This is a genomic window from Pseudomonas sp. GW456-L13 (assembly GCF_017350115.1).
Classification (GTDB): Bacteria; Pseudomonadota; Gammaproteobacteria; order Pseudomonadales; family Pseudomonadaceae; genus Aquipseudomonas; species Aquipseudomonas jessenii.
Window position 1 is genome coordinate 760,288 of the sequence record NZ_JACNAS010000002.1, and the last position, 16,502, is coordinate 776,789.

The following is a 16,502-nucleotide window of genomic DNA, read 5'->3' on the forward strand; positions in this document are numbered from 1 at the left end:
GGCCATCACTGACAACTCAGGTAGCCGGACGAATGCACTTGATCAACGAATCCAGCGAGTACCCCAACCGCGGCGCCAGCGCTTCGGCGCGGGCGATCAGGCCGTCCATGTCCAGTTCCTGGTCCAGCTCCGACGGCACGATCAGAATCACGTTGCCCTCCTTCACCGGCAGCTCCCAGTAATGTCGGTGATACAAACCGCGCAATAAGGCGGCGCCCAGAGGTTTGCCATCGTCGGTCGCCCACTGATTGATGACCAGCCAGCCACCCGGATTCAATCGCTTCTGGCAGTTTTCCAGAAAGCTCCAGGCCAGATGACCGACGCCCGGACCGACATCGGTATAAAGGTCGACGAAAATCAGGTCGGCCGACTCAGCGGTGTCCAGCAGTTCCAGCGCATCGCCAACGCGGATGTACAGGCGCGGATCGTCATCCAGCCCCAGATATTCAATAGCCAGGCGCGGTACGTCCGGGCGTAGTTCGATGGCTTCGACATCTTCCAGCGGCAGGAACTTGAGGCAGGCCTGGGTCAGCGTCCCGGCGCCGAGGCCGAGAAACAGCGCACTTTCCGGTTGCTGGTGGCACAGCGCACCAATCAGCATCGCCCGGGTGTAGTCGTACTCGAGCCAGCTCGGATCGGCCGTGAACACGCAGCTTTGCTCGATGGCATCACCGAATTCGAGAAAACGGTAATCGGCCACTTCCAGCACACGAATCACGCCGAACTCGTCCTGTACCTCGGCGAGCAGATGCTCGACGCGCTCCTCAGTCATTTCATCTCCTGATCGTCACCGGGGCCGGCAACGCAATAACACCGCGTGTAGAGAGCGGCAAAGGCGAGATTGTCGGCGAAGCGACAGGAACAGGTCACGCACTAATTTGCTGATAACATGGAGGTCCGAGCGAAAACACTAGAGACCGTGATGAGCCAACCCTGGAGCCCCGACAGCTGGCGCGCCTTGCCGATCCAGCAACAACCCCAATACCCCGACGCCGCGCATTTGCAGCAGGTCGAGCAGACCCTGGCAAGCTATCCGCCACTAGTGTTTGCCGGTGAAGCCCGGGAGTTGCGCCGTCAGTTTGCCGAGGTGACCCAAGGCCGCGCGTTTCTGTTGCAGGGTGGCGACTGCGCCGAAAGCTTCGCCGAATTCTCCGCGGCGAAAATCCGCGACACCTTCAAGGTGTTGTTGCAGATGGCGATCGTGATGACCTTTGCCGCCGGCTGTCCGGTGGTCAAGGTCGGGCGCATGGCCGGGCAGTTCGCCAAGCCCCGTTCGGCCAATGACGAAACCATCGATGGCGTGACCTTGCCCGCCTACCGTGGCGACATCGTCAACGGCATCGGTTTCGACGAAAAAAGCCGCGTACCGGACCCGGAACGCCTGCTGCAGTCCTATCACCAGTCCACCGCCACCCTGAACCTGTTGCGTGCATTTGCCCAGGGCGGTTTTGCCGATCTGCACCAGGTGCACAAGTGGAACCTGGACTTCATTGCCAACTCGGCGCTGGCGGAAAAGTACAGCCACCTGGCCGACCGTATCGATGAAACCCTGGCATTCATGCGCGCCTGCGGCATGGACAGTTCGCCGCAGTTGCGCGAAACCAGTTTCTTCACCGCCCACGAAGCGCTGCTGCTGAACTACGAAGAAGCCTTCGTGCGTCGCGACAGCCTGACCAACGACTACTACGACTGCTCGGCCCACATGCTGTGGATCGGCGATCGCACCCGTCAGCTGGACGGCGCCCACGTCGAATTCCTGCGCGGGGTGAACAACCCGATCGGGGTCAAGGTCGGCCCGAGCATGAACCCGGACGACCTGATTCGCTTGATCGACGTGCTCAACCCGCAGAACGATCCGGGTCGCCTGAACCTGATCGCACGGATGGGCGCGAACAAGGTCGGCGATCACTTGCCGCAGCTGATCCGCGCCGTCCAGCGCGAAGGCAAGCAGGTGCTGTGGAGTTCGGACCCGATGCACGGCAACACCATCAAGGCCAGCAGCGGCTACAAGACCCGTGACTTTGCACAGATCCTTGGCGAGGTGAAGCAGTTCTTCCAGGTACACGAAGCCGAAGGCAGTTATGCCGGGGGTATCCACATTGAAATGACCGGGCAGAACGTGACCGAGTGCATCGGTGGTGCGCGGCCGATTACCGAGGATGGCTTGTCGGATCGTTATCACACCCACTGCGACCCGCGGATGAATGCCGATCAGTCGCTGGAGCTGGCGTTTTTGATTGCTGAAACCTTGAAGCAGGTTCGGCGCTAGATTTTGCTTCTCTGATAGACCGCCATCGCGAGCAAGCTCGCTCCCACATTGGACCGCGCTCCCCTGTGGGAGCGAGCTTGCTCGCGAAGAGGCCAGCTCAGCCACCCTCAATCTGTGCCAGTGCCACCCGCAACCTCGCCGCACTCGCCCGCGGGCAATTCAGCTGAACCTGCGCCAGCCCCAGCCAATCCGCCATCTGCCGCAGATTGACCGCCAACGCCAACATCCCCTCGTCATCCAGCCCCGCCTCCTCCTCATGCACCGCATGCACCGCCAAACGGCCCCCCCCCCGTTCGGCGCGCAGATCGACTCGTGCGGCAATCCGTTCGTTGTGCAAAAACGGCAGGACGTAATAGCCGTACACCCGTTTGTCCGGCGGCGTGTAAATCTCCAGCCGATAGCGGAAATCAAACAGCCGCTCGGTCCGGCTGCGTTCCCAGATCAGCGAATCGAACGGCGAGAGCAAGGCACTGGCCACGACTTTACGCGGCACTTTTGGCTCGGGCAGACAATAGGCCGGTTGTCGCCAGCCCTGCACTTCGCAGGTCAGCAATTCCCCGGCCTCGACCAACTCGGCCAAACGTGGACGACTGTCCGCAGGGTTCAAGCGGAAATAGTCACGCAAATCCTTCTCCGTACCGACCCCCAAGGCCGTTGCCGCATGCCGCAACAGGCCGCGCTGGGCCTCGTCTTCACTCAGGACGGGGTGCGCAAGCACCGCCGAGGGAATCACTCGCTCCGGCAGATCGTAGAGCCTTTCGAATCCGCGCCGTCCGGCAACAGTCACTTCACCGGCAGCGAACAACCATTCCAGCGCATGCTTTTCCGCGCTCCAGTCCCACCAGGGGCCGGCCCGTTCCTGACGGGTCGACAGGCTGCCGGCCCCCAGCGCGCCCTGCTCCTCGACCGAGGCCAGCACCCGGCGAATTGTGTCCTGTTGCTCACGACCGAAGCGCGCCAGCTGCTGATAAATATCCTCGCCACGTCTGGCACGCTGCATGCGCCAGCGCATCAGCGGGAACATGGAAAGTGGCAACAACGAGGCTTCGTGGCCCCAATACTCGAACAACGTACGGCGCCGGCCCTGACTCCAGGCAGCCTGGTCGAGCAAATCGGAGGAGTAGTTACCGAGGCGGGAAAATAGCGGAAGGTAGTGCGAACGCACCAATGCATTGACCGAATCGATCTGCAAAATGCCCAGCCGTTCGATCAGGCGATTGAGCGCAACAGCCTTGATCGCCGCTGGCGGCGACCGCCCGTTGAACCCTTGGGCGGCCAGCGCCAGACGCCGAGCCTGTTTGAGGGTAAAGGACAACGTTGCGGGCATGGGTGCCTCCTTGTCTGCTCGCAACCTACCTCACCGGTAAGGGGTTTGTGTAGCGTGGCATTCATCATTTATGCATCGGGTCATTCCAGAACGGCTTGATCGACTCGTTCTCCACATCCGCACGGCTCATGCCGATGTCCTTGAGTGCTTCGTCGCTCAAGCTCGCCAGCAATTCGCGCTCGCGATGCAATTCGTACCAGCGGCCGACCTTGTGCAGCAGATCGGATATCACGTGAATCGAGTGTTTTTCTGATCCTTGGAACTCATGTTGACCTTTCATCTTGTTGCCCTCCGTTTGGATGGCTCCAGTCTCGCGCCGGGTCTAAGATCAATCCAACGAATGTTTCTGATGTCACATATCTCGGAGATTGATGGATGTCCGCCTACCCGAGTATCGATACCGAAGTCTTGCGCACCTTCGTCGCCATCGCCGACCAGGGCGGCTTTACCCGCGCCGGGGAATTGGTCAACCGCACCCAGTCCGCCGTCAGCATGCAGATGAAACGACTGGAAGAAGATGTGCTGCAGCGTCAGTTGTTCCAGCGCGACGGGCGGCAGGTGCGACTGACGGCTGAAGGCCAGGTGCTGCTCGGCTATGCGCGACGCATCCTCAAGCTGCACAGCGAGGTCTTCAATACGTTGCGTGAGCCCGACATGGTTGGCACGGTGCGTATCGGCACGCCGGACGATTATGTGATGCGGTTCCTCCCGGGGATTCTGCGCCGGTTTGCCCAGTCTTACCCGCTGATTCAGATAGAAGTGCACTGCGAATCATCAAAACAACTGCTGATGCGCCAGGACCTCGACCTGTCCATCGTGACCCGTGAACCGGGCAGCGAAATCGGCCAGTTGTTGCGCAAGGAACGCTTTGTCTGGGCCGAGGCACAATGCTACAGCGCCCACGAGCAGACGCCGCTGCCACTGGCGATGTTCAACAGTGATTGCTTCTGCCGCCAGTGGGCCTGCAATGCCCTGGATGCCCGGGGGCGCGATTACCGGGTGGCATACAACAGCGACAGCCTGTCGGCGATCATGGCCGTGGTCAGCGCCGGCCTGGCCGTCACGGCGCAACTTGAAAGCCTGATCACCGCGGACATGCGCATCCTCGGTGAGGCCCAGGACCTGCCGCTGCTGCCGGAGGCCAGCATCATGCTCGTGCGCAACCTGCATAACCCGTCACCCATCACCGAGTGCCTGGCCGAGCACATCATCGAAGGCTTCAAACTTTGAAGGCGAGCATCACCGCGCAGAACACCAGGAACCCGCAAAACAGCCCGCGCAGCAGTCGCTCCGGCAATGCGTGGGCAACCTTCACGCCCCAACTGATGCTCATCAGCCCACCGACCGCCAAGGGCAAGCCGATCACCCAGCTGACCTGATGGTGTGCGGCGTAAGTCACCAGCGTCACCCCCGTACTCGGCAAGGCCAGCGCCAACGACAGCCCCTGCGCAACCACTTGGCTCGTGCCGAACAGACTGGTCAGCACCGGTGTCGCCACCACCGCGCCACCCACGCCGAACAGCCCGCCCATCGTGCCGGATGCAGCGCCAAGCAGGCCCAGCCAGGGCCATGAGTAGTTCATCTGCGAAGCCGGCGGAGCACTGGCGGCGAACATGCGAACGAGGTTGTACGCCGACAGTGCGATCAGAAACGCAACAAAGCCTATGCGCATGGTTTGCGCATCAATGCCCACCGCCCAGATCGACCCGAGCCAGGCGAAGCAAAACCCCATGATGGCCAGCGGTAACGCGTGACGCAGTTCGATACGGATGCGCTGATGATAGCGCCACAGCGCCAGCATCACGTTCGGCACCACCATCACCAGCGCGGTGCCTTGGGCAATCTGCTGATCGAGCCCGAACAGCACGCCCAGCAGCGGAATGGCGATCAGGCCGCCGCCGATGCCAAACAAACCGCCGAGCGTGCCCAACGCAGCGCCGAACACCAGATACATCAAGAACTCAATCACAGCATTTTCCCCGTTGCCGTCAGGCCTTTGATCCTACGCAGTTGCTTCTGGCACGGAAACGCATAGCAACGCACAATGGCTGTGCCAAATTCGCACAAGCACAAACCTGCCATGAACCCCAATCAACTGACCGACCAACTGGCCTTGTTCCTCGACGTGCTGGAAACCGGCAGTTTTTCCGCCGCCTCGCGCCGTCATCCGCTAACCCCTTCGGCCGTGGCACGGCGTATCGACAGCCTGGAAAGCGCGGTCGGCAGTCAGCTGTTCCTGCGCAGCACGCATGCGGTACGCGCCACGCCGGCGGGATTGGCCTTTGCCGAGCGCGCACGGCGGATCGTCGCCGAATTGCGCCTGGCCCGGGCCGAGGCGGTGTCCCTGAGCAGCGCGCCGGAAGGCCTGATTCGTATCGATGCGCCGGCAGCCTTTGGTCGCCGGCACCTGGCACCGGTGATTGCCGATTTCCTGATGCTCTACCCCGGGCTCGATGTGCAGCTGCACTTGATCGACAGCTTCGTCGACATGCAGGGCCTGAACCTCGGCAAGGTCGATCTGGTGCTGCGCGCCGGGCAACTGGCCGATACCCGGCTGGTGGCCACACCACTGGCGAGCATGGTGCGTATCGCCTGCGCCAGCCCTGATTATTTGCGGCGTCGCGGCGTGCCGACCGAGCCGACACAGCTGATTGAACACGACGGACTCGACTGGGATGGCCTGGCTCCGCCCTTCGCCTGGCGTTTCGAGCGCGACGGGCAAATGCACTTGCACCGGCCGGCGCGGATCCGCATGAGCGCCAACAATGCCGAGGCGCTGGTGTGCGGCGCATTGGCCGGACTGGGTATCGCGCACCTGCCGACCTGGCTGGCCAGCGAATACTTGTTGCGGGGTGAGTTGCTGCCGCTGTTCTGCGACAGCGGTCTGCCGAAACCGGAAAGCGCCGGCATCTACGCCTTGCGCCTGGAACAGCAGCCCAACTCCCGCAGTCGCTTGTTGCTGGAGTACCTGAAAACCCGCTTCAGCCCGATTCCGCCCTGGGACCTGGAGCTGCAAACCCATTTGCAACGGCACTGATCAAAATTATCTGGCGCATTAAAGATTCGCCCGCTAGATTCTTCAGATCACAGATCAAGGCTTCGACATGACCACCGAGCGCAACACCCCGGACAACTGCGACAACCTGATGCTGGACAATCAGGCGTGCTTCGCCCTGCATTCCACTTCGCTGATGATGACCAAGGTCTACAAACCCTTGCTGCAAGCGCTGGGCCTGACCTACCCGCAATACCTGGCGATGATGGTGTTGTGGGAAAAGGACGGTTTGACCGTAGGTGAAATCAGCACGCGGTTGCTGACCGATCCTGGCTCGTTGACGCCGCTGCTCAAGCGCCTGGAAGCCGAAGGCCTGCTCAGCCGAACCCGCAGCCGCGAAGATGAGCGGGTGGTGATCGTCGAACTCACCGAACAGGGCCGGGCGTTGCGCGACAAGGCCCGGGACATTCCCCAATGCATCCTCGGCGCCAGCGGGATGACCCTGGAGCGCCTGAAAAACCTGCAGGCGGAACTGCAGGAGTTGCGTCGCCACCTGCAAGATAGCCTCTAGTCTCCAAACCACCACAAATCCCTTGTGGGAGCGAGCTTGCTCGCGATGGCGGTGTATCAGTCAGCATCATTGCTGAATGTGAGACTGCAATCGCGAGCAAGCTCGCTCCCACAGCGGCTCTGCGGCCCACCAGAAAACCGGGTTCGCCACCCTCCCCAGAAAAAAACCCGCTGAAAATCCCCCTCGATAGCTCTAGCTCAATACTTTCAAGCTAAACCACCTCACAGCCTTGCGTCTTTTTTCAAATTTCCTTGAAAAAATATCTTGCGCGCTAAACATTAGCGCGATACATTTATTTCGCACTTACTTAGCGCGCAAACATTTAGCGCAAAACAAACAAAACCCTGAACGAGGCTTTCACCATGCAAACTCTCTACACCGCAATCGCAACCTCCACCGGTGGCCGTGACGGTCGTGCGGTTTCCAGCGACAACATCCTCGACGTCAAGCTCGCCACGCCCAAAGAACTCGGCGGTGCCGGCGGCGCAGCCACCAACCCAGAGCAACTGTTCGCTGCCGGCTACTCCGCCTGCTTCATCGGTGCCCTGAAATTCGTGGCCAGCCAGACCAAGCGCAGCATTCCTAACGACGCTTCGATCACCGCTCATGTCGGCATCGGCCAGATCCCTGGCGGCTTCGGCCTGGACATCGACCTGCACATCAGCCTGCCGGGTCTTGAACAAGCCGATGCTCAAGCACTGGTCGATGCGGCCCACCAGGTCTGCCCGTACTCCAACGCCACCCGTGGCAACGTCGATGTGCGTCTGCACGTAACCGTCTAAGCGCTGACTACCCAGGCCCGAACAGGAAACGAACATGAACACTTTCAGCAAAGTCTTGACCGGTACCCTTCTCACCTTGTCCATCAGCAACGCGTTCGCAGGTACCGGGGTTGAACACAACACCCAGGCGTTCCTCGACGTTCTCAACGCCGGAACCGGCAAGCCGATGGAGCAAATGACGCCCGCCGAGGCCCGCGCGGTGCTGGTGGGCGCGCAGGCGGGAGTGAAGCTGACGCTGCCAAAAGCCGATGTCAGCCAGAAGACCGTTCAAGTCGACGGCCAACCGATCAGCCTGACCATCGTCCGGCCGGCCGGGGTCAAGGGCGAGCTGCCGGTGTTCATGTTCTTCCACGGCGGTGGCTGGGTGCTGGGGGACTTCCCGACCCACGAGCGGCTGGTGCGTGACCTGGTGACGGGTTCGGGTGCCGCGGCCGTATTCGTGAACTACACGCCGTCGCCGGAAGCGCATTACCCGGTGGCGATCAACCAGGCTTACGCCGCAACCCGATGGGTGGCCGAGCACGGCAAAGAGATCAACGTCGATGGCCAGCGCCTGGCGGTAGCCGGCAACAGTGTCGGCGGCAACATGGCGGCTGTGGTTGCGCTGATGGCCAAGGACAAGGGCACACCGGCGATCAGGTTCCAGGTGCTGTTGTGGCCGGTAACTGATGCCAACTTCGAAACCGCGTCCTACAACCAGTTTGCCGAAGGGCACTTCCTCACCAAAAACATGATGAAGTGGTTCTGGGACAACTACACCACCGACGCCAAGCAACGGAACGAGATCTACGCCTCGCCACTGCGCGCAACCACCGCCCAGTTGAAAGGATTGCCTCCAGCGCTGGTGCAGACCGCCGGGGCCGACGTATTGCGCGACGAAGGCGAAGCCTACGCCCGCAAGCTGGACGAGGCCGGTGTGCCAGTGACCTCGGTTCGCTACAACGGCCTGATCCACGACTACGGTTTGCTCAACGTAGTGAGCCAGGTGCCAGCGGTGCGTTCGGCGATGCTGCAGGCGTCTGAAGAACTCAAGCAACACCTGAAGAAATAACACTGCCTCTGTAGGAGCGAGCTTGCTCGCGATGGACGGCCAGACAACGCGGTCATTTAGATAGCCCGCGTTATCGTTAACGACCATCGCGAGCAAGCTCGCTCCTACAGAGGGTGGAGTGTTTCAGGCAAAAAAAAGCCCGACTCAATGGTCGGGCTTTTTCATTCCTGAAGCTGTGCTTATTTGGCACGGCCTTTGTAGGAACCGCCTTCGCGGGTATCGATCTCGATCATGTCGCCGATTTCGATGAAGTCAGCAACCGACAGCTCGGTACCGTTCTTCAGTTTGGCAGGCTTCATCACCTTGCCGGAAGTGTCGCCGCGAGCGGAACCTTCGGTGTAGTCAACCTGACGCACGATAGTGGTCGGCAGCTCTACGGAAACCAGACGCTCTTCGAAGAAGATCGCTTCGCAAACATCGGTCATGCCTTCTTCAACGAAAGGCAGAACGGCTTCGATGTCTTCAGCGTTCAGCTCGTACATGGTGTAGTCGGTGGTGTCCATGAACGTGTAGGTGTCGCCGCTGATGAAGGACAGGGTCGCTTCTTTGCGGTCGAGGATTACGTCGTCCAGTTTGTCGTCGGCGCTGTAAACGATCTCGGTCTTGTAACCGGTCAGCAGGTTTTTCAGCTTGGTCTTCATGATCGCGCTGTTACGACCGGACTTGGTGAATTCAGCTTTCTGAACCAGCCAAGGATCGTTTTCGAGACGAATCACGGTCCCGGGTTTCAGTTCTTTACCAGTTTTCATTGCGAATATCCGAATTTGGATGGGATTTACAAAAATCTAGGCCGCGTATCATATCCAATTTCCATAAAACTGTACCAGCGCCGTGGCAAGATCGGCCTGCAAGGCCTGCTCCAGACACCACGCCTCAGCGTGTTTTTCCAGCTCTGGCCAGTGTTTACGAGTGAATTGCCAGTGGTCGGCCATTTTTTCACCGGCGTTCCACGCCCGCCAGAGACCGCTGATCGCCTCCCGCGCAGGCGCAGATAACCCCTTCACATAGAGTTCGAGGAAGGCTTCGAGCTTGTCCAGGTGGATGTCTTCTTCTTGCCGGTAGATATGCCAGAGAAATGGCCGGCCAGCCCATTGGGCGCGCACAAAGGAATCTTCGCCGCGCACGGCATTGAAATCGCAGCACCACAGCAACCGGTCGTACTGGTCCTGGCGGACGAATGGCAGCACTTGCACGGTCAAGGCATCACGCACATGCACGGCACCGGCCGCCAAACCCTGTACACCGAGCCAACGCTCGACGTCGCCGAGAATCCGCCCTTCCGGCACCAGCAGATGAGTGGCAGTAGAATCGCCGGCCATTGCATCAAGCCAACTGGCCAGACCGGTGTTTTCGTAGGCAAACAATGAGATCAGCTGCGCGCCGGGCGCAGGATCAATTCCCAAGCCTTGCAGGAATTTTCTTTGAGCCTGCGGGTTTTGCTGAAATTGCCGACGCCGTTCCAGCAACCCTCGCTCACGCAGCAGTCCGCCGGTGCCCTTCTGGAATCCTGGGAAGAAGAAGAACTTCTGCACGTTTTTGTACTTCACCGAGGGCAAACCGTGGCAGCCGATGACCCAGTCCTCGGCGCTCAGGTAATCCAGGTTCATCCACAGCGGCGTCTTCTCCCGTTCGGCCATGGCCTCCATATAGGCGCTCGGCAATTGGCAGGCAAATGCAGCGATCACCACATCGGCGGCTTCGGTCGGTTGCCACTCGGCTGGCCATTGGCGCACTTCGACGCCTTGCTGCAACTGCCTGGGAGCATGGATGTCGATTTCCGGGCACAGGCGCTCGAACGCTCGCAGGTCATCGACCCATAGACGCACCGCCAGCCCATGTTCGGCCACCAGTTGCCGGGCCAGTCGCCAGGTCACGCCGATGTCGCCGAAGTTGTCGACCACGGTGCAAAAAATATCCCAGCGGGTTTTCATTTCAGGCATTCCAGGCTCCCGTTGGCAAAGGCGCCGATTGTCCGCATAAATTACCCCGTGCAGAAGAGCCGACGGCGATTATTCTTCATGCGACAATCGCCACTCGCCAGTGACCTTTCGCCAGGAAGCAACCATGCCCCACCGCCCCACTCCGCGCCGATCCTTCCCGATCAGCCTCAGCGCCCTGCAACTGACCGGCAGTATCGCCCTCGGCATGTGGCTCGGGTTCATTGCCATTGTGTTGACCTGCTGGCTCGCGTCGCGCCTGCTTTTCAGCGAGCAACTCGCCCCGGTCGCGGCGGCGGTTGAGCAGCTGGCCCAACCACCCGCAGCGGCTCAACCGCTGCCGAACATTCCGCCACAGAGCCCGCTGTTCGAGCAATATGAAGAAAACCTGCGCAAGAACGAACAGCAGCAACGGCTTGATCAGGCACGCAGCAGCAGTCGCAACCTGGCCAACCCGAACTGTCAGTTCTGGCTGCAACAGGACCGGACTGCACCCAGCGAAAAAAGCCGCGCCAACGTCCTGCAATTCTGCGATTGATCATGAATAAGCAAACCGTCCACCAACTGATTCTCGACAGGCTGCGGATCGATCTCGACATCGCCGAGCGGGCCGCGCAAACCGCCTACGAAACGGCGACCCACGAAGAAAACATCGCCGAGAACAAGTACGACACCCTGGGGCTGGAAGCGTCCTATCTCGCGGCCGGGCAAGCCAGGCGGGTCGAGGAAATTCGCCAGTCACTGAGCCTCTGCCAGAACCTCGCCCTGCGTCCGTATGACGATCAGCGGGGCATCGAAGTGGGCGCGCTGCTGGGGCTGGAGGACGAAAAGGGGCGCGAACAATGGCTGTTTCTGGCCCCCGATGCAGCAGGGTTGAAGGTCGATCTGGTGGGGCAACTGATTACCGTCATCACCCCGCGCTCACCGCTGGGCAAAAGCCTGCTGGGCAAGTTCGAGGGCGATGAGGTGGAGATCATGGTGGCGGGTGCTCGGCAACAGTTCGCTGTCACCGAGGTGGTTTGACCGGCAGGAAACGCTATCAGTGAACGGGTAGTTCGACGCCCTCGAACAGCTCTTCCAGTTCCTGCTTGTTGTGGCACTGAATGGCCTTGGCCATGACTTCGCGGGTCAGGTGCGGCGCGAACTTCTCGATGAAGTCGCACATGAAACCCCGCAGGAAGGTGCCGCGACGGAAGCCGATCTTGGTTACGCTGGACTCGAACAGTTCGCTGGCATCGAGTACCACCAGGTCGCTATCGAGCTTGGTGTCGACAGCCATTTTTGCCACGATGCCTACGCCCAGACCCAGGCGAACATAGGTCTTGATCACGTCGGCGTCGGCGGCGGTGAACACCACTTTCGGCGTCAGGCCGCGATGGCTGAAGGCTTCGTCGAGTTTCGAACGGCCGGTAAAACCGAACACGTACGTCACGATCGGGTATTCGGCCAGTGCTTCGAGGGTCAGTTTCGACAGTTTGGTCAGCGGGTGGCCCTGAGGCACGACCACACAACGGTTCCAGCGGTAGCACGGCATCATCACCAGATCACCGAACAGCTCGAGCGCTTCGGTGGCAATGGCGAAATCCACGGTGCCGTCAGCGGCCATTTCGGCGATTTGCATCGGCGATCCCTGATGCATGTGCAGGGCCACGTCCGGGTATTGCTTGATGAAATTGCTGATTACCGGCGGCAACGCATAACGCGCCTGGGTATGAGTGGTGGCAATCGACAGGGTGCCTTTCTTCTCGTTGGAGAACTCCTGGGCGATCTGCTTGATGCTTTCAACCTTGCGCAGAATCTCGCCAGCGGTGGTGATGATGCGCTCGCCGGCCGGGGTGACACGGGTCAGGTGCTTACCGCTACGGGCAAAAACCTCGACGCCCAGTTCGTCTTCCAGCAGACGGATCTGCTTGCTGATGCCCGGTTGAGAGGTGTAAAGGCTTTGGGCTGTAGCGGAAACGTTGAGGTCGTGGTGCGCCACTTCCCAGATGTAGCGCAATTGTTGAAGCTTCATATGAATCCCTCAAAGCAGGTAGACGCCACGGGCATCAGCGACGGTATATAACTATATTAATGGCTCGAAGAATAAATCTAGAACTTTTTTATCAAATTGCCATTATTCGTGTTCTAGAGATCCCCTTGACGACGACGTTGCACCAGCGGCACCAGATAGACCGGCACCTTGGACAGTTGCAACACACGGGCGGCGGTTCGCCCCAGAGGCGTTTCCGCACCAGCACCATGGCTGTGACTACCTACGATCAACAAATCCACGGAGAGTTTCTGCGCCTGGTCCAGAATCACCTGCGACGGATCGCCCTGCAGCACCCGTACTGCCTGAATCCGCTCCAGGTCGTGCTCCCCTTCATCCCCCAACTCCTCACGAAAACTGTCGAGCACCCGCTGCTCGATACTGGCAATCACCGTATTGAGGCCCTGGCTGTGAAACTCGTTCAGCGCCTGTTCATCGAGATAACTTTGCAGCACCGATTCGGCAAACAACCCCATGGGTTCAACCGCATGCACGACATACAAACTGGCATTGAAGGTCCTGGCCAGTTCCAGGGCATGCTGCATCACCACGGGCGCGTACAGACCAAGGTCAGTGGCATACAGCATCGAACGAATCATATGACCTCCTCGACTGCCAACATGGCGGAGATTTGATTCAGCTTAGCAGTGCCTTGGCGACTACGACGTCCCGCGCAACGCATTGAACGGTGGGCTTAAACCTTTTGCTCGTTGCTTATGCCATGGGGCACATGACCGGTGGCGACGACTTCTCGGGCCAACTCGCAGTGACCGGCCTGATCGTCGAAAAACACGTCGGCCGCGAAGGCTTCGAGAAAGGCCGACTTGGTCAGGCCGCCGAGGAACAGCGACTCGTCGAGACGGATGTCCCATTCGCGCAACGTGCGAATGACCCGCTCATGGGCCGGCGCCGATCGCGCCGTGACCAGCGCGGTTCGGATCGGACAGGTGTCCTCCGGGAACTCACGCTGCAACAGGTTGAGGGCCGCGAGAAACCCTTTGAACGGCCCACCGCGCAACGGTTCGCGGGCGGCCTCACGCTCGCTGGCCTGGAACGCCTCCAGACCACCGGCCTGATAAACGCGTTCCGACTCATCGGAAAACAGTACCGCGTCTCCATCGAAGGCAATGCGTAACTCGTCGCTGGCCGCACGGCTGGCACCGCCCGACAGAATGGTCGCTGCCGCGAACCCGGCGTCCAGTGCATTGCGCACGTCTTCAGCGTGGGTCGAGAGAAACAGGTCGCAGCCAAAGGCCTTGAGGTAGGGATACGGACTGCGCCCGCCGACAAAGGCCGCACGGGAAATGGCCAGTCCGTAGTGGTCAATCGAGTTGAACACCCGCAGCCCGGTGTCGGCGCTGTTGCGCGACACCAGAATCACCTCGACCCGGGCGCGGCCGAGGCTGTTGTTGAGGTTCAGGAGTTTCTGCACCAACGGGAAGGCATCGCCGGGCTCGAGGATTTCGTCTTCGTGTTCGATCTGATATTGCCGGTAGGCCTCGACACCACTCGACAGGTAGACCTTGTGGCTTTCGCTCAGGTCGAACAGCGCCCGCGAAGAAATCGCCAGCACCAGCTTGTCGTCAATTGCCTTTGGCATGCCCTTCCCCCTCAGGTCGGTCGAATCAGGTATTGCGTCGATCAATGAAACTCAAACTGCGATACAAGGCCTCGATGCGTGGCATCTCACACCCGGCTGCCTTCGCCGCCGCCAAAGGCCGGGCGTAGATCGCGGCCAGTTCCAGCGGTCGCTTGTGCAAATAATCGTGGTACATGCTCGGCCAGTAGTCGGGCATCTTTTCGGTCACCATGAACAAATGCTCGGCATAGCCTGCCGGTACGTCGTGCCCGCAGGCAACAGCGCCTTGCACCACTTCAGCCATCAGCGCCTTGACCAGCTCGCGGCTGTCGGCATCGGCCATCAACGGTGTAGTGCTCGCCCCCAGCAAAACCGAGAGACCGTTGTAAGGGATATTCCAGACCAGTTTTTGCCAACGCGCCTGATGCAGATTCGCCATGGCCTGGGAATCGAGGCCGGCACTGCGAAACAGCCCGACGCCCTCCTCGACAATTGCGCTGCGTGCCGGCCCATCGGCAGGACCGCTGTGATAACCCACATGCACCGCGCCCAGCGCCTGATGGGTAATGACACCCGGCGCCTCGCGATGGACGCAGATGTAGCAGAGCCCTCCAAGCACATGCAGCGAATCGGGGAGCAACGCGCGCAGGCTGTCTTCGACGTCCAGACCGTTTTGCAACAGCAGTACCTTGGCGTTCGGTGCCGCCGCCTGCAGGATGGCAGGTGCCAGGTCGGCGTTGCTGGTGGTTTTCGCGCCCACCAGCAGCCAATCGCAAGGTGGCATGTCTTGCGCGTCCGAATAGGCCTGCACCGGGTTCAACGTCAGTACACCGTGGGGCGCGCTATCGACTCGCAAGCCATGCTCGGCCACCGCGGAGAACTCGCTGCGCAGCAGAAAATGCACATCAAAACCGGCACGTGCCAGCATCACCCCGTAGAAACCGCCGATTGCGCCGGTCCCGATAATGCCGATCGTCGGCTTGGCAACTGTCCCCATCATGGCAACTCCTCTGCTGTTCGACTCAGCGCCTGGTGCACGGCCCGATTGAGCTCGGTGCCGGTCAGGCGCGATTTCAGTGCTCCAAAGAATTCACCGTCGCGAACGACAAACAGCGCCGGCAAGTGAAAAACCTGATAACGCTCGACCACCCCGCCGTTGTTGCCGGCATCGATCCAGCACAGTCGATCGACTGCCAGGTCGAGTGTCGGCAATTGCTCGCGGGCAAAACGGCAACTGGCGCAGCCGACACTGGTGAAAATGACCAGCGATACACCGCTCATCGCCAGCAGCCGTTGGTCGGCGTCAAAATCGGTCAGTTCCAATTCGACCACTATACTGGGAGGAACAATGTCAGATGGCCGACACATGGAGTCTGTGTTCATGGGACGATTCATTCCTCACCCTGACGATGTGCCCGTCGAATTAACGTTGCTGAAACCTGAGTGTCTTTCGCGACGACAGCTGCACACTATCAGTCTCGGGGGCATGGCTTGCAATTATCACCGTGCGTGGCGTCACGGCACGGCGCTGGAGGTACGCATGCCGACCGTGAACCCGGACATGCGCTACCTGGGCTATGTCGCCTGGTGCCTGCGACGCAAGCGCGGTTATCTGGTAGGCATCGCTTTCGTCGATGAACAAACGCTGTTCAGCGCCCGGATGGGCGAACAGGTGTGCCAGATCGAACGCTACTGCCGCCTGCATGAGGCCCACGAAGACTTGCAGGACATCCAGGCCCTGGCCCTCGAATGGGTCCAGGAGCATGCCGACGAGTTCTCTCACGATTCGGTGCGCAAGGCTTTTGCGCAACCGGTGCTGGAATAGAGGCATTCTTGATCGGTTTGCCCCTCGCGGCAGGGAAACTGACTGCGAAACCCCACCAAACCGGCGTCTGCCCATTGTCGAGCCACGGTGTAACGCGCTAAGGTTCAGCTCCCCGACGCGCTTAATTTGCTGTG

At 60.3% G+C, this 16,502-nt stretch carries 20 protein-coding genes; 9 read left to right on the plus strand and 11 right to left on the minus strand.

Going from position 1 to position 16,502, the window contains the following annotated elements:
* Nucleotides 1-16: 16 nt before the first annotated feature.
* Nucleotides 17-772 carry a spermidine synthase gene (locus J4D25_RS17455; protein ID WP_057713821.1) on the minus strand — a complete coding sequence of 252 codons (756 nt, stop codon included), beginning with the start codon at nt 770-772 and terminating at the stop codon, nt 17-19.
* Between the two features lie 150 nt (nt 773-922).
* On the opposite strand from J4D25_RS17455, the gene J4D25_RS17460 reads away from it, so the two are divergent.
* Nucleotides 923-2,269, plus strand: coding sequence for a class II 3-deoxy-7-phosphoheptulonate synthase (locus tag J4D25_RS17460; protein ID WP_057713820.1), 1,347 nt, complete (start codon nt 923-925; stop codon nt 2,267-2,269).
* 97 nt (nt 2,270-2,366) lie between these two features.
* Here the strand turns inward: J4D25_RS17460 and J4D25_RS17465 are convergent, their stop codons facing one another.
* Both J4D25_RS17465 and J4D25_RS17470 read right to left on the minus strand, forming a co-directional pair.
* A complete protein-coding gene (locus tag J4D25_RS17465; RefSeq protein WP_057713819.1) occupies nt 2,367-3,596 on the minus strand; it encodes a winged helix-turn-helix domain-containing protein in 1,230 nt (409 codons plus the stop codon).
* 64 nt (nt 3,597-3,660) lie between these two features.
* Nucleotides 3,661-3,876, minus strand: a complete 216-nt coding sequence (locus tag J4D25_RS17470) for a DUF1127 domain-containing protein (RefSeq protein ID WP_008049076.1) — start codon at nt 3,874-3,876, stop codon at nt 3,661-3,663.
* Between the two features lie 95 nt (nt 3,877-3,971).
* Between J4D25_RS17470 and J4D25_RS17475 the strand changes: the two genes are divergently transcribed.
* Complete coding sequence (locus J4D25_RS17475) at nt 3,972-4,826, plus strand: LysR substrate-binding domain-containing protein (RefSeq protein ID WP_057713818.1); 855 nt, start codon at nt 3,972-3,974, stop codon at nt 4,824-4,826.
* Here the strand turns inward: J4D25_RS17475 and J4D25_RS17480 are convergent.
* Nucleotides 4,816-5,565, minus strand: a complete 750-nt coding sequence (locus J4D25_RS17480; protein ID WP_057713817.1) for a sulfite exporter TauE/SafE family protein — start codon at nt 5,563-5,565, stop codon at nt 4,816-4,818. The two genes, J4D25_RS17475 and J4D25_RS17480, sit on opposite strands and share 11 nt — an antisense overlap.
* 111 nt (nt 5,566-5,676) lie before the next feature.
* On the opposite strand from J4D25_RS17480, the gene J4D25_RS17485 reads away from it, so the two are divergent.
* The 4 genes from J4D25_RS17485 to J4D25_RS17500 all read left to right on the plus strand — a co-directional run bounded on the left by J4D25_RS17485 (nt 5,677) and on the right by J4D25_RS17500 (nt 8,995).
* Nucleotides 5,677-6,633, plus strand: a complete 957-nt coding sequence (locus J4D25_RS17485; protein WP_057716577.1) for a LysR family transcriptional regulator — start codon at nt 5,677-5,679, stop codon at nt 6,631-6,633.
* A gap of 67 nt (nt 6,634-6,700) precedes the next feature.
* Nucleotides 6,701-7,162, plus strand: coding sequence for a MarR family winged helix-turn-helix transcriptional regulator (locus J4D25_RS17490; protein WP_057713816.1), 462 nt, complete (start codon nt 6,701-6,703; stop codon nt 7,160-7,162).
* A 362-nt stretch (nt 7,163-7,524) separates the two neighbouring features.
* Nucleotides 7,525-7,944, plus strand: coding sequence for an organic hydroperoxide resistance protein (locus J4D25_RS17495; protein WP_046031808.1), 420 nt, complete (start codon nt 7,525-7,527; stop codon nt 7,942-7,944).
* Nucleotides 7,945-7,978: 34 nt separating this feature from the next.
* Nucleotides 7,979-8,995, plus strand: a complete 1,017-nt coding sequence (locus J4D25_RS17500) for an alpha/beta hydrolase (protein ID WP_057713815.1) — start codon at nt 7,979-7,981, stop codon at nt 8,993-8,995.
* Between the two features lie 179 nt (nt 8,996-9,174).
* Here J4D25_RS17500 and J4D25_RS17505 read toward each other — a convergent pair whose 3' ends face one another.
* The gene (locus J4D25_RS17505) at nt 9,175-9,744 is read right to left on the minus strand and encodes an elongation factor P (RefSeq protein ID WP_007943632.1); all 570 of its coding nucleotides are present in this window, start codon (nt 9,742-9,744) and stop codon (nt 9,175-9,177) included.
* A gap of 48 nt (nt 9,745-9,792) precedes the next feature.
* A complete protein-coding gene (gene earP / locus J4D25_RS17510; protein WP_057713814.1) occupies nt 9,793-10,935 on the minus strand; it encodes an elongation factor P maturation arginine rhamnosyltransferase EarP in 1,143 nt (380 codons plus the stop codon).
* 124 nt (nt 10,936-11,059) lie between these two features.
* On the opposite strand from earP, the gene J4D25_RS17515 reads away from it, so the two are divergent.
* A complete protein-coding gene (locus J4D25_RS17515) occupies nt 11,060-11,470 on the plus strand; it encodes a hypothetical protein (RefSeq protein ID WP_057713813.1) in 411 nt (136 codons plus the stop codon).
* 2 nt (nt 11,471-11,472) lie between these two features.
* Nucleotides 11,473-11,955 carry a GreA/GreB family elongation factor gene (locus J4D25_RS17520; protein WP_057713812.1) on the plus strand — a complete coding sequence of 161 codons (483 nt, stop codon included), beginning with the start codon at nt 11,473-11,475 and terminating at the stop codon, nt 11,953-11,955.
* 16 nt (nt 11,956-11,971) lie between these two features.
* On the opposite strand, the gene cysB is transcribed toward J4D25_RS17520, so the two are convergent.
* From cysB to J4D25_RS17545, 5 genes are all read right to left on the minus strand, one after another.
* Complete coding sequence (cysB, locus tag J4D25_RS17525; protein ID WP_015094029.1) at nt 11,972-12,946, minus strand: HTH-type transcriptional regulator CysB; 975 nt, start codon at nt 12,944-12,946, stop codon at nt 11,972-11,974.
* Nucleotides 12,947-13,059: 113 nt separating this feature from the next.
* On the minus strand, nt 13,060-13,563 hold the full coding sequence (locus tag J4D25_RS17530) for a universal stress protein (RefSeq protein WP_057713811.1): 504 nt from the start codon (nt 13,561-13,563) through the stop codon (nt 13,060-13,062).
* 95 nt (nt 13,564-13,658) lie between these two features.
* Nucleotides 13,659-14,564 carry a 5'-nucleotidase gene (locus tag J4D25_RS17535; RefSeq protein ID WP_057713810.1) on the minus strand — a complete coding sequence of 302 codons (906 nt, stop codon included), beginning with the start codon at nt 14,562-14,564 and terminating at the stop codon, nt 13,659-13,661.
* 25 nt (nt 14,565-14,589) lie between these two features.
* Nucleotides 14,590-15,543, minus strand: coding sequence for a putative 2-dehydropantoate 2-reductase (locus J4D25_RS17540; protein WP_057713809.1), 954 nt, complete (start codon nt 15,541-15,543; stop codon nt 14,590-14,592).
* Nucleotides 15,540-15,926 (minus strand): co-chaperone YbbN, encoded by a 387-nt coding sequence (locus J4D25_RS17545; RefSeq protein WP_057713808.1) that lies wholly within the window; start codon nt 15,924-15,926, stop codon nt 15,540-15,542. Before J4D25_RS17545 ends, J4D25_RS17540 begins: the two co-directional genes overlap by 4 nt.
* On the opposite strand from J4D25_RS17545, the gene J4D25_RS17550 reads away from it, so the two are divergent.
* A complete protein-coding gene (locus J4D25_RS17550) occupies nt 15,925-16,368 on the plus strand; it encodes a PilZ domain-containing protein (RefSeq protein WP_079246728.1) in 444 nt (147 codons plus the stop codon). The two genes, J4D25_RS17545 and J4D25_RS17550, sit on opposite strands and share 2 nt — an antisense overlap.
* The last annotated feature ends 134 nt before the right edge of the window (nt 16,369-16,502 follow it).